Genomic DNA, 13955 nt, shown 5'->3' on the forward strand with positions numbered 1-13955 from the left:
TGTGGTGGAAGAATGTTAAAAATTTGTATGACTGATGACATCCCCGAACGAGAAGCACGCGCATTCGATACCGAAGCGCTTGGCACATTTTTTATTACACAACGCGATGGACAATTTTTCGCTTATAAAAACATTTGCCCACACTTACAAGTAGAACTTGAGATTTTGGAAAATCAGTTCTTAGATCAAGACCAAGAATTCATTCAATGTTCAACACACGGCGCATTATTTCAAGTCGAAACAGGAGAATGTATTTCTGGTCCCTGCTTAGGTGAATCACTTACCGCTATTCCCATTCAAGTTCATTCTGATGGCGGTATTTATCTCGCGTAAGTATATATGATGAATAATAGCCTAGATAACTTTCTACAAAGCCCAGAATTACTTCCATTTCACTTATGCGTAATTACTTTTATTTTACTTAGTGTTTTTGAAACACTCGGTTTATATATTGGAATATCTCCATTTCGTTTTCTAAAGCGACTCATTCCTTTTCGTCCAAACAACCCACTCTTACAAATTAAATTTTCAAGAACACTTATTGTTGTTTTCTTTCTCATTAATTTTAGTTTTGCAGGATATTTTTTCCAATTTGCTTACTATGCTTATGAGCAGGCCTTTGCTTCAAGTATATATGTACTTATCCCAACGCTAATCACAGCGCTTTTCTTCACTATTTTTATGATTCACTGCTTAGATCAGGTAATCAAACCTAAATTCATTCATAGAGAACTCAATTTAATTGGGCGCTTAGCAACCATTTCAACAAGTAGTGCCAAGCCTGAAATCAATGCTCAAGCCCGTGTCAGAGATGAGTATGGTCAAGTTCACTATGTTAATGTATGCTCAGAATTTGGTGAAATTTCACCGCATACACAGGTTATCCTTATCCGCAAAAAAGATAACCTCTATATTGTTAAAAAAATTATTGAATCTAACTACTTACTAGATCATGAAATATTCCCTAAATAGTTATTTATGAGGAATTATAGATGGTGCAATTTTAGTAATTGGTTTTTTTACTGCTAGATGATTAAAAAAGATATTTAATACGACAGCAACAATACATGTAATACTAATACCCGAATGGAACATCATTTGTACCCATTTCGGAAAATGAATAAAAAAATCGTGATTAATCATGGGAATCATGCCTGCAGAAAGTGCAACAGCAACAATAATTAAGTTCTTTTGATCACTAAACTCTACTTGAGCAAGTGTACGAATTCCACTTGCGGCAACAGAACCAAATAATACAATACCCGCACCGCCTAAAACAGGTGCAGGAATCGCAGCAATAAAACGCCCCATAACAGGAAATAATCCAAGTAAAATAAGAATTGCGCCACCTGCTGCAACTACAAAACGACTCTTTACACCAGTAATTGCGACTAGACCCACATTTTGAGCAAATGCACTTTGCATAAATGTCCCAAAAAATGGAGCGATTGCAGATGAAAGCATATCTGCACGTAAACCATTGGCAATACGTTGTTGTGTAACCTCACTCCCTACGATTTCTCCCACTGCTAAAATATCTGCGGTGGTTTCTGTGAGTGTAACAATCATAACAATACACATCGCAACAATGGCAGGAACATTAAAGATAGGCAGACCAAATGAAAATAGACTTGGAATAGCAATCCACTGTCCGTCTAAAACTTTTGAGAAATCACAATATCCAAATAGGTATGCTGCCACTGTTCCTATAACAATTGACAGTAAGATAGCAACTCGACGTAAACCAATAGAACCAAAACGACTAAATAGCAATAAAATACATAAGGTAAATGCAGCTAAACCTAAATTAGATAAACTTCCCCAATTTGCTAATTTATTATTTCCACCCATTATCCAATTTAGTGCAACAGGCAACAATGAAAAGCCAATAATTGTAATCACACTTCCCGTAACTACAGGTGGAAAGAATCTTACAATCCGAGAAAAAAATGGCGCAATAACCAAGCCAATAAGCGAACTCGCCAATACGGCACCTAGAATCGCTTGAAAACCACCACCCGTTGTTCCAATAGCAATCATGCTAGCTACGCCTGCAAATGAAACCCCCTGAACCAATGGAAATTTTGCCCCAAACCATTTCATACCCAGTGTTTGCAATAATGTTGCAAGCCCACCAACAAACAAAGAAGCAGTAATTAATATACCTATTTCGATATGGTTTAAACCAATTGCTGAACCAACAATAAGCGGTGGTGCAACAATCCCACCATACATGGTTAAAACATGTTGTAAGCCATAAGCAATACTTTTATTTAGACCTAGATACTCATCTTCATAAGCAATTTTATTCTGCTTCATCACCTTTTCCTTGTTATTTCTTCAATATGAATAAAAATAAGCAAGGCATATGCCAATTTATATTGCTTTAAAGCGTCTTTTATTCAGCATTTATGATGAAACACTTAGAAAACTCAATAATTTTGTTATAATCATCTCGCTTTCATATAGATACTTTTGTTTCTGCTATGAGAAAAAAACAAAATCAATCCTTAAACATTCCAATCGGTTCACACCTTTTGGTAAAACATTTTGGTTACACGCACCATGGCATCTATGCAGGTAAAGGCCGTGTGATTCACTATTCTGGATTTGCCCACTTTTTTAGAAAGCATCCTATAGAAATTACAAAGCTTGAAAAATTTTCACACCACAAACCCCTTCATATTCGTACCTATAAAAATCCGAAATTTAAAGGTCGTGCAGTCGTTCGGCGCATGCGTTTACGTATGAATGAAAACCACTATCACCTTATTATGAACAACTGTGAACATCTATGCTCATGGGCAATTACAGGAATTGAAGACAGCCCTCAGGTAGAGAAAATGATGCGTCGCCTAACCACTATTGGTTATATCAGTTCTTTAATGAGTTATATGAATGGTGTTTTTATTACCGTTGCCACTGCTAGCTTTGCACTAGTCTTATATATTAAGAAAAAATTAAAAGATAAAGCCAAAATGGAAGGCCCTGTTCACCTATTTTTAAAGCGAATGAACAAAAAATAAAGCCCTCATCATCCTAAAACCATGAGGGCTCATCTATATTTACTAAATATTATTTAGCTGGTTTAAAACTATCACGCAAATCTAAAATACGGTTAAATACAGGCTTTTCCGTAGAGTGATCATAACGATCTGCTACAAAGTAGCCTTCACGCTCAAACTGGAAACGCTCTTCATTTTTTGCTTGTGCCAAAGCAGGCTCAATCACCGCTTGTACAATTTTCAATGAATCTTGATTCAAGTTAGCCAAGAAATCATCACCGACTTCAGGATCAGCTTCTGTGAACAAACGATCATAAATACGTACTTCCGCAGGAAGACCATGCTCAGCAGATACCCAGTGGATCACACCTTTCACTTTACGACCTTCAGGTTTTTTACCTAATGTGTCAGCATCAATCGAACATTTAAGTTCAACCACTTCACCATTGGCATCTTTAATCACTTCGTCACACTTAATGACATAAGCATGGCGTAATCTTACCTCACCCTCAGGCGTAAGGCGTTTAAAGCCTTTTGGTGGAACTTCTTCAAAGTCTGAACGATCAATATAAATTTCTTGCGTAAGCGGAATAGTGCGCTCACCCATATCTACATTTGGGTGGCGTGCATGTACCAAGTCCATCGCTTCAGGTAAGTTCGTCAATGTAACTTTCAGTGGATTAAGCACAGCCATACCACGTGCAGCCGTATTTTCTAATGACTGACGAATACAGAATTCAAGCATTGCAACATCAACAATACCTTCCGTTTTTGAAACACCCACACGCTTACAAAAATCACGTAAGCCTTCAGCAGTAAAACCACGACGGCGCATACCTACAACTGTTGGCATACGAGGGTCATCCCAACCATTTACATGGTTGCCTTCAACCAAACGACGCAGCTTACGCTTAGACGTAATTGTATAGTCCACATTTAAACGAGATGACTCATACTGACGTGGTACAGCATTTGAATGTACTTTTGCTACAACCCAATCATAAAATGCACGGTGGTCTTGGAATTCCAACGTACACAATGAGTGCGTTACACCTTCAATCGCATCTGATAAAGGATGCGCATAATCGTACATTGGATAAATTTTCCATTTATCACCTGTTTGATGGTGCGATGCATGTAAAACGCGATATAAAATCGGATCACGCATATGCACATTTGGGCTTGCCATATCAATTTTAGCACGCAATACGGCTTGCCCTTCACCATAACCACCATCACGCATTTTTTCAAAACGTGATAAGTTTTCTTCTACACTTACATCTCTATAAGGTGAGTTCTTACCAGCTTCGACAAAATTACCACGATTCAGCTTAATTTCTTCAGGTGACTGTAAATCGACATAAGCATCACCTTGCTGAATCAGTTGAACTGCCCATGTATAAAGTTGATCAAAATATTTTGATGCATAACGTGCTTCGCCATCCCATTGGAAACCTAACCACTTCACATCATTTTCAATCCCTGTTACATACTCTTGTTCTTCTGCATCAGGGTTTGTATCATCAAAACGTAAATTACATACGCCTTTAAATTCTTCAGCAACACCAAAATTTAGACAAATTGCTTTTACATGACCAATATGTAAATAGCCATTTGGCTCAGGTGGAAAACGAGTAACGACTGAGCTTGTACGACCTTGTGCTAAATCATCAGTGATCACTTGACGTACAAAATCTAAGCCGGGCTGTTGTTCTTGCTGCACAGAATCAGTAGAGGCTTGACTGTTTTGTGTCGGGTGATTTGGCAGATCTGAAACAACATCATTTGGCTTCATAATAGATAATTCACTTCTATAAAGTTAAATTTTGACTGAATGAAACGTTATCTTAACTTTTTTTATAAGATAATTAACGTTTATACTTGCTATCTAGTTTACAGTTTGCTTATGCTTCTCTCAACCAAAAACCCATGGCTAATTTAGTCCATGTATAGGAGATATAAATATGAGTCTGCCTCAAGTTGAATTAAATACAAATAAAGGACGTATTGTTCTTGAATTAAATAGCGAAAAAGCACCAAAAACTGTTGCAAACTTCTTAGAATATGTACGTGATGGTTTTTATGATGGTGTAATCTTTCACCGTGTGATTGATGGCTTTATGGTTCAAGGCGGTGGCTTTGACGAAAACTTTAAAGAAAAAGCAACACGTGATTCTATTGAAAATGAAGCTGATAATGGCTTAAGCAATGATGTAGGTACAGTGGCTATGGCACGTACTCAAGCACCTCACTCTGCGTCTGCACAGTTTTTCATCAATGTTAAAAATAACAGCTTCCTAAACCACAGTGGTAAAACGACACAAGGTTGGGGCTATGCAGTATTTGGTAAAGTTGTTGAAGGTCTAGACATCGTAAACGAAATTAAAAATGTTCGTACTGGTAACCGAGGCTACCATGCAGACGTACCTTTAGAAAATGTTGTTATCGAATCTGCTAAAATTATCGCTGAATAATTTTAATTGAGTATCAAGTGACCTATCTGTTTATCTCAGATTTACACTTATCTCAAAATCACCCTCGACTTGTTCGGGGGTTTTTCGCATTGCTTCAACACTACCAAAATAAAAACACCCAACTGTATATCTTAGGTGACTGGTTTAATGCTTGGATTGGTGATGATGATACCTCTCCATGGCTAGAGGAAATTGTTCAACAGCTGAAATGCTTTACCCAAGTAGGTAATACAATTTATTTTCAAGTGGGCAACCGTGATTTTGCACTTGGACAAAAATTCCTAGATCAATTCTCAGGTCATTTATTACCCGATACATACATACTCACGATTAATCATAAAAAATACCGTTTAGAGCATGGCGATGCATTATGTACCGATGATATTTCTTACCAACGCTTTAAAAAAATTATTCGAAACCCTATACTACTTGGGTTACTCAAAAAAACACCTTTAGGCTTCCGCAGAAAACTTGCCAATGGCTTTCGTAAAAAAAGTACATCATCACAGCAAGAAAAAAGTTATGACATTATGGATGTAAACCCTAATGCAGTGAGTAAAGCCTTAGAAAATAACCATATTCTCATACACGGACATACGCACCGTCCCACACAGTACAATCATCAGAGTAAACAGCGAATTGTTCTTGGTGACTGGAGAGAAGCTACTGGTGAGGCTCAAATTCTAGAGATTTCAGAGCAAGGGAAACAACTTTTTTATACATGGAAACTTTAACCCTCCTCTTAATCATAATGTCATAGTGATTTTCTATATTATTGCACTTATTCCATAGAAAGATTTATCACTCAATATGAGCACTTTAAAAAAATCTCTTACACACTCGATTTCCCTAGCTATTGCTTTAAGTACAATTCTTCCATTCACAGCACATGCACAACAAACAAAAGAAGCAGAAGTTGCACCATCATATACTCAAAATACAAAACTTTTAGCAGAAGGACATTGGGATCAGTTTAACCGAAAACAAATTGATTCACTTATTCTAAAATACGGCAAACAGAGTCCAAACTATAACCCTGCTAAACCTTCTTACATCGTTGCAGATTTTGATAATACATCTGTGTTCTTAGACATTGAAGAAGCAACACTAATTTACCAATTAGAACACCTTTTATTTAAAGTGACGCCTGAGCAACTTAACAGTATTATCCGTAAAAATATTAGTGATAAAGACTTTGTCGCTGACTATAACAATGCTCAAGGACAATCTGTAAATATTGAGAAAGTTGCACCCGACATTATTGAAAGCTATACATGGCTGTATCATCACTACAAAGGCTTAAAAGGTACAGAAACACTCGAACAAGTCCGCCAAAATCCAAACTATGGTAATTTCATTACAAAAATGCGTTACCTCTATGCTGCCATCGGTGACACATTTGAACATGAAGTATCATACCCTTGGGTAACATATCTATTTACAGGCTTCAAAGCACCTGAAGTTAGAGATATGGTTAAACATACTGTAGAATGGCAAAAGCAACAAAAAATTGAACCTGTAAAGTGGACTTCTCCTGAAGCGCTAGCAGGCAAAGCAGGTGTTGTCTCAATTAGTTGGGATAATGGCTTACGCCCATACAAAGAAATGCAAAATTTATTTGCAACATTCCAAGAAAATGGCATTCAAGTCTATGTATGCTCTGCATCATTTATTGATGTGGTTAAAGAAATTGTTTCCAACCCGCGTATTGGCTACGGCGTAAATGAAAAGCATGTCCTTGCAATGGAATTAGAACGGGATTCTCAAGGGAGAATCTTACCTGAATTTAGAAAAGGATATTTCCAAACTCAAGGCGTTGGCAAAAGCCAAATGATTAAAAAATTCTTAGTCAGTAAATATGGCTATGGTCCTATCTTCATTGCAGGTGACAGCGAAGGCGACCAAAACATGATGCAGGACTTTAAAGAAACCGAGAAAGTACTTATTGTAAACCGTCTAAGAAAGCCAACAACAGATATTGGGCGCTTTTCTAAGCTTGCTGTAGACACATATGGTCAAGACAGTGCCAAATATCTACTACAAGGTAGAGATGCAAATACAGGCGAATTTGTGCCATCGTATAAGAGTATTTCTTACGGCTCTACAACACCAAAAGCGTTAAAATAAATAAAAAATGGCATGAGGTTGGAGTACACCCTCATGCCATAATAACTTGCTATAACGCCTTTCTTATTATAACTGGTCTTGCGCTGTATTATATTTCACAGACTTTTTTGCGCGGTGTCTTCTTGAAACAATCACACCTGAAATGACAACAATCAAAGATAATATTCCTGTTGAGGTAATCTCATGCACATGTTTTGGATCGAAAGCCATAATTCCTAAAGCTGCAACAATAAATAAAATAACAGCCCAAGTTAAATATGGATAAAGCCACATTTTCATACGAATTGGCTGTCCTGAGCTTAACAATTGCTTTCTCATATTTAATTGAGAAAATGCAATCACTAGATACACAAGCAACGCAATTGCACCTGAACTATCGAGTAAGAAGTTAAATACTTCCGCAGGCGCTGCATAGTTTGCAAAGGTACAAATAAAAGCGACAGCCGTAGAAAGTAATACTGCATATACTGGCGTTTGTTGGCTATTCAACTTTTGTACGAAATGAGGTGCATCACCACGTTTTGATAGTGAAAATACCATACGAGATGCCGTATAAAGTGCAGAGTTTAAACAACTTGTTACAGCAGTTAATACAACAATATCAACAATGAGTTTTGCATGAGGAATATTAAGTAACTGTAAAACTGCTTGATACGAACCAATTTTAGCTAAAGTTGGGTCATTCCAAGGAATCAAACTAATTACAATAAAGATAGATACAAGGTAAAATAAACCAATACGCCAAATTACAGAGTTAGTCGCTTTGGTAATTTGTGTTTCAGGATCTTTTGACTCACTTGCTGCAATCGTTACAATTTCCGACCCCATAAATGAGAACATTGTTGTAAGTAATGCACCTAATACTGCACCCCAACCATTTGGTAAGAAGCCACCATGATCATATAAATGCTGTACACCACCCACTGAAGGATTGAGTGAAAAACCAAAAATTGCAGCACAACCAAGAACAATAAAAATAACAATTGAACAAACTTTAATAGTTGCTAACCAAAACTCAAACTCACCATAGTTTTTTACACTAAATAGATTCGTTACCGTTAGCGCAATCGTTATAAGAAACGCCAATAACCAAACAGGTGCATCTGGCATCCATGAGTGTAAAATTGTTGCTGCGGCATTGGCTTCAAATGGAATAACAAGTACCCAGAACCACCAATATAACCAACCAATGGTAAAACCTGCCCATTTTCCAATAGACCGATCTGCATATGTTGAAAAAGAGCCACTGTCGGGCTGTGCAACTGCCATTTCCGAAAGCATACGCATGACAAGTACAACGAGTGTACCTGCTGCTAAATAAGAGATTAAAACAGCTGGCCCTGCTGCTGCAATTGCATGTCCAGACCCAACAAATAAGCCTGCTCCAATTGCTCCTGCAATAGAAAGCATCGTAACATGCCTATTTTTAAGTCCCTGTGAAAGATTGGTCGACTTTTCTTGTGTCATAAACACACCTAATTATCTTCTTAAATATTTGAAATTTTCACTATTCATCTACATAAAACCATGCATATATAATGCCAACCTTGGTTTTAACGAAATAATCTGAGATGAAATGGCGATTTCCTGTTTAAATGTACTTTCTCTTTCCTTAGAAATATTAGAAAAGCTCAGGTGTTTCCTTCTTTTTATTACATAGACATTACAATACGCTGTTTTTTACTTTGGTCAATAAACTGTAACAAAGAAGATTTTTTATTTTTTATTTAATATTCAATAATTTATATAGCAGTAAAACTAAAGTCTATACATGCATCTATCAAACAGCATGCCCATTTTATGTGCAAAATATAATAAAAGCGCTATTTTTGTGCAAAAAAAACCAGCATCAAAATGCTGGTTTTTAAATATATAAATATTATATTGCTTGATCAAATAGCAAGTTTACTTTCGCTGCTGTTGCAATTCGATTCATATAACGCTTGGTATGAGGTTGGAAATCTAAATCTTTCACAATACTTAAAGAGCGCAACCATGGGAAAATAATAAAGTCAGTTATATTAATTTCTGTATGGTCTTGAATTAATATTTCTATTTTTTTCAGTTCTTCATTCATGGAAACAATATCCTGCGCGCTTTCAGAAAAAATCTGATCTAAGTCGCCAAAAGATGCTGTTTCTCTTTCAATAAATGCCTTCCTTGCTTCAGGTGTTGAAATTTCTTTAAAATCACTTCGTGTAAAACGCGGCACAATTAATCTAAAAATTAGATTTGAACTGTCCTTTACCCAAGCCTGAACTTTCGGATCAACTTCACCTGTTGCATAAGCAGGTGGTGTTAAATCATCTAAATAGTGCACAATATCTAAGCTTTCAGTCATATATTGACCATCTGGCTTATGTAAAATAGGTACAACTTTTTTACCTACAAGATAAGTCGGCGTTTCGCTGTCGCCTTCCATAATAATACTGTACTGAATTGGCAAATTTTTAAAACCCGCGATCATACGCGTTCTTAAACAAAATGGGCAATGCTCATAAATATATAATCTCATGTATCCTTCTACTCCCATCTTTCCTATTATTTTCTATTACCACTTATCAATATGTATGGCATATAAAACGAACAATCTAAAACATATTTTGGCAAAACTGCTTATCTACAGCATATAGAAAAATTATAAAATTTAATCAAATTAAACGACTTTAAGAGTAACCCATTTCAATGACATATCAAAAAAATATCACAAAACACAGCATAAACTTTCGTAGTAAACCAATATAAATCCTTTCTGTTACAGGCTTACCACGTTATATCCAAAAATATGAAGCACTTTACTCTATAAATAATAGTGCCAAACGAACTTGGTCGTAACCCATACGTGGCTGTGTTGCTTCAACTATTGGGCGCAATCGAATCGAACCATCATCATTAAAGTTTTCAGCACGTTTAGTACGTTGTAGCTTTTTATAAATTTTACGCACTTGCTCTACCACTTCATCCCCAGGATGAGCCACAGAAATATCTAGTCCTTCTTTTTGTAACTTTCCTAAATGGTTAATAATCGTTGCAGGTGTTAAATGTCTTTCTTGAGCAATATCTTGAATCTCATAACCATCTTCAAAAAGTGCTTTTGTTTCCTCTAATGTTGCTGCACCATAACTTTTTTGTGCTTGTCCCTGCCCTAATCTTCGTTGGTTACGCTCAATCTCTTTTTCGTTGAGTGTTCCACCACAATGACGAATAAATGCTTTATGTTGTACTGTGAGATCAACATGTTCAAATTTAGACTCTGCTTCTTGCGAAAGTTCTTGAAAACGGCGATCTGCTTTTATTGCTAACGTATCTAAAGCGAGTGCCTCATCATTAAAGCCTAACAGACGTAATCCATCTAAAGACTTTAAACGAGATAAAGCTACATAACCTTGCCCTTTTTCAAAAGTATGCTTTAAATTAATTTCGGCAGCATCTAAGGTCATACCTTGGCTTTTATGAATTGTAATGGCCCAAGCAAGCCTTAATGGGACTTGTTGAAAACTTGCAATAACTTTTCCTTCATCATTTTCTACAGACCATGTTTCAGGTGGAACGATAAGCGTCGTGCCATCGGTTAACGTGACTTTTGGCAATAAACCAAACTCATCATCATCTTCAAAACCAATCACTTCACCTAAGCTACCGTTAATATAACCCATGTCAAAATTGTTTTTTACAAACATCACTTTGGCATGTTTCTTTAGACTTAATGCTTCAGGCGCACGTACAGAAGACTTGAGAGTTTCGATCAGTTTTGCATTACCATCTAGCGTTGCCGTGAATTCATGTGATTTACCATCTAAATCACTTAAATGCTCGGTATTTAAGCTATCTACATCCATATTATGTGTATAAAGGCGTGTAAAAGTTTCACCAATATCTTGCTTCGTGGTCGACATCAATGCTTGATAATGCTGATCTGTTAAATTCTGTGCTCGAATTGCATTTAATATCTGATCTAATATCGCATCTTCTTGTCGGTGTTGCTCTGTTAAATAACAGATTCTAAATTTTGCTTCTACCCATGCATCCGACATGAAACAAAACTTATCTCTATTTTTTTCACCATTTCTACCCACAGGTGGTAACTGAAAAAAGTCACCAGCAACAATTACCTGAACGCCCCCGAAAGCATCATCAGTTTCTTTAAAATACTTTAAAACTTGATTCACCAAATTGAGTTGCTTCGCATGCAACATTGAAATTTCGTCTATGACAAGGACTTGTGCACTTTCTAAGTGTTCTTTTAAATATTTACGTTCTTTCATACGTTTTAGATCATCATCCGATAAATGATCTTTAATACCAATACCTGCCCAAGTATGAATAGTCATACCATTCATATGTGTTGCTGCAATCCCTGTAGAGGCAGTAATTGCAACTGTTACTTTTCGAGCTTTCAAATATTGAATATATTGATTTAACGTATATGTCTTGCCAGCACCTGCTGACCCCGTCAAAAACACATTTTCACCAGCTTTTAACAGTTTCAATGCAGTTTCTTGCTTCATAAGACCATGTTCTAAAAATGAATGCTATAGCCTAACTATTTTTGATGAAAATGTTAAGTTTCCATCTCCAATTTTAACCACTATCTTATTTCAAAACTTGTAAAAAAATTGATTTATTCAAGAATAATGCTAGTCTAATCGTCTATTTTTCTTTGATTATCATAGGTCATGCTATGCAAAAATTTGCTAAAACAATTTACGCAATTCAACATCTTGCATTTGAAGACCTTGGCTCACTTGAAGATGTCTTTTATCAGAAAGGTTATCGCATTCGTTATTTTGAAGCGGGGGTAGATGACTTAGCTAAAGCACTGAACTACGATGGTCTTACAGTTATTTTAGGCGGACCTATTGGCGTCAATGAAGTTGAAGATTATCCATTTTTACAACAAGAAATAGATTTACTCAAAAAACGTTTAGATGATAATAAACCAACTTTAGGTATCTGTTTAGGTGCACAGCTTATTGCTAAGGCACTTGGTGCAAATGTTTATGCAGGTGATGTAAAAGAAATTGGTTGGAGTACTCTTAGCCTTCCATATCTAGACCAAAATATATTATTTCCTCTTTTAGATATTCCTGTTTTACATTGGCACGGCGATACTTTTGATCTGCCTCAAAATACTAAACATTTAGCCAGTTCAAATGATTACCCAAATCAAGGCTTTCAATTTAAAAATGCGCTTGCCTTACAGTTTCACTTAGAAGTAGATGATGAACATTTGGAAAAATGGCTCATTGGACATACTTCTGAGCTAAGACAAGCAAATATTAATATTAAAAAATTAAGAGAAGACAATAAAAAGTATGCCCCTCAACTGATGCAAGCTGCAAAATACGTTATACAAAACTATTTAAAACAAATTGAAACTGCGTAATCATATCTGAGCTGTAATGACCTACTATAGATAATTCCTAATCTATATAGGTCAAAATATAATTAAACATCAATAATAAAAGAATTATTATTTCCACTTTCTTCTGTAAGACGTATTTGGTCACAGATAACAAAAACTTGTATTCCTCAAACCACCAAAGCCCTTACAAAAGATTTTGGCATAGTTCTACACACTTTTTATATAAAAGCAAATCGCTTGGCTTCAACTAAGCCAAGCGATTTTTATATTTTATTTATCTACAGATGCTTCAGTTGTAATATTTACAGTAATCTTATCGCTCACATTAGGAACATAGTTTCCGATACCAAATGCAGAACGATCAAAAGAAGTTGTTGCATTAAAGCCAATCGATGCTACTTTCTTCATTGGATGAATGCCCTCTTTATTTAGTACTGCATCAAGTACAACTGGTTTCGTTGTACCCTTAACCGTTAAATCACCAAAGATTTTAAAATGCTTCTTATCTTTGGTTTCTACACGTGTACTTTTAAATGTGATATTTGGGTATTGTACTGCATTAAACCAAGCTGCTTCTTGAAACTCTTTATCTAGCGCAGGAACATTGGTATTTACACTGCTTACAGGAATAGTCACATTTACAGAAGACTTTTCAGGTTGTGCATCATCTACATTAATTGCACCTTGAATATCTGAAAAGTTAGCTGTTGGCGTAGAAAAACCAAAATGATTCCAAGAAAATAAAGTTGCAGTATGTGCAGGGTCTATTTTATATGTTGTTGGTAGTGCAAAAGTTGTTACACTTGCGATAGCTAGAGAAAGTCCTAGAGCAATTTTTTTATTCAACATGATTATTTTAAGTTCCAATTATAGGCAGTTATTTTTATCTTAATGGTATAAAAGCTCAGAATACACCGCAATTTATAAAACGGTTTGTCCTAAAAATAGAACAATTTATAGATATCTCCGTTATTTTAAGATTAT

Annotated in this window: 13 protein-coding genes; 7 read left to right on the forward strand and 6 right to left on the reverse strand. The window is 35.9% G+C overall.

Annotated features, from left to right (window positions below; genetic code table 11):
* Positions 1-27 precede the first annotated feature (27 nt).
* Together P256_RS03685 and P256_RS03690 are read left to right on the forward strand one after the other, a co-directional pair.
* Positions 28-333: a Rieske (2Fe-2S) protein gene (locus P256_RS03685; RefSeq protein WP_081401733.1), complete on the forward strand. Its 306-nt coding sequence runs from the start codon at positions 28-30 to the stop codon at positions 331-333.
* A 9-nt stretch (positions 334-342) separates the two neighbouring features.
* Positions 343-972, forward strand: coding sequence for an OB-fold-containig protein (locus tag P256_RS03690; RefSeq protein WP_040331779.1), 630 nt, complete (start codon positions 343-345; stop codon positions 970-972).
* Here the strand turns inward: P256_RS03690 and P256_RS03695 are convergent, their stop codons facing one another.
* Positions 973-2319: a nucleobase:cation symporter-2 family protein gene (locus P256_RS03695; RefSeq protein WP_023272342.1), complete on the reverse strand. Its 1347-nt coding sequence runs from the start codon at positions 2317-2319 to the stop codon at positions 973-975.
* Positions 2320-2486: 167 nt separating this feature from the next.
* On the opposite strand from P256_RS03695, the gene P256_RS03700 reads away from it, so the two are divergent.
* Positions 2487-3026, forward strand: a complete 540-nt coding sequence (locus P256_RS03700) for a lecithin retinol acyltransferase family protein (RefSeq protein WP_023272343.1) — start codon at positions 2487-2489, stop codon at positions 3024-3026.
* A 49-nt stretch (positions 3027-3075) separates the two neighbouring features.
* On the opposite strand, the gene P256_RS03705 is transcribed toward P256_RS03700, so the two are convergent.
* Entirely contained in the window at positions 3076-4800 is a 1725-nt protein-coding gene (locus tag P256_RS03705) for a glutamine--tRNA ligase/YqeY domain fusion protein (RefSeq protein ID WP_023272344.1), read from the reverse strand.
* A gap of 169 nt (positions 4801-4969) precedes the next feature.
* Between P256_RS03705 and P256_RS03710 the strand changes: the two genes are divergently transcribed.
* The 3 genes from P256_RS03710 (at position 4970) to P256_RS03720 (ending at position 7606) form a co-directional block, all read left to right on the forward strand.
* Positions 4970-5479 (forward strand): peptidylprolyl isomerase, encoded by a 510-nt coding sequence (locus P256_RS03710; RefSeq protein WP_023272345.1) that lies wholly within the window; start codon positions 4970-4972, stop codon positions 5477-5479.
* Between the two features lie 17 nt (positions 5480-5496).
* Positions 5497-6213: a UDP-2,3-diacylglucosamine diphosphatase gene (locus tag P256_RS03715; protein WP_023272346.1), complete on the forward strand. Its 717-nt coding sequence runs from the start codon at positions 5497-5499 to the stop codon at positions 6211-6213.
* A 76-nt stretch (positions 6214-6289) separates the two neighbouring features.
* Positions 6290-7606: an HAD family hydrolase gene (locus P256_RS03720; protein ID WP_023272347.1), complete on the forward strand. Its 1317-nt coding sequence runs from the start codon at positions 6290-6292 to the stop codon at positions 7604-7606.
* Positions 7607-7672: 66 nt separating this feature from the next.
* On the opposite strand, the gene gabP is transcribed toward P256_RS03720, so the two are convergent.
* The 3 genes from gabP to P256_RS03735 form a co-directional block, all read right to left on the reverse strand.
* Positions 7673-9073 (reverse strand): GABA permease, encoded by a 1401-nt coding sequence (gene gabP, locus P256_RS03725; protein ID WP_023272348.1) that lies wholly within the window; start codon positions 9071-9073, stop codon positions 7673-7675.
* A 412-nt stretch (positions 9074-9485) separates the two neighbouring features.
* Positions 9486-10121, reverse strand: coding sequence for a glutaredoxin 2 (grxB, locus tag P256_RS03730; RefSeq protein WP_023272349.1), 636 nt, complete (start codon positions 10119-10121; stop codon positions 9486-9488).
* A 280-nt stretch (positions 10122-10401) separates the two neighbouring features.
* Positions 10402-12114: an AAA family ATPase gene (locus P256_RS03735; protein ID WP_023272350.1), complete on the reverse strand. Its 1713-nt coding sequence runs from the start codon at positions 12112-12114 to the stop codon at positions 10402-10404.
* A gap of 173 nt (positions 12115-12287) precedes the next feature.
* Between P256_RS03735 and P256_RS03740 the strand changes: the two genes are divergently transcribed.
* Entirely contained in the window at positions 12288-12992 is a 705-nt protein-coding gene (locus P256_RS03740) for a glutamine amidotransferase (RefSeq protein ID WP_023272351.1), read from the forward strand.
* A gap of 249 nt (positions 12993-13241) precedes the next feature.
* Here P256_RS03740 and P256_RS03745 read toward each other — a convergent pair whose 3' ends face one another.
* Positions 13242-13820 (reverse strand): YceI family protein, encoded by a 579-nt coding sequence (locus tag P256_RS03745; protein ID WP_023272352.1) that lies wholly within the window; start codon positions 13818-13820, stop codon positions 13242-13244.
* Positions 13821-13955 lie beyond the last annotated feature (135 nt).

The organism is Acinetobacter nectaris CIP 110549 (genome assembly GCF_000488215.1).
Lineage (GTDB): Bacteria > Pseudomonadota > Gammaproteobacteria > Pseudomonadales > Moraxellaceae > Acinetobacter > Acinetobacter nectaris.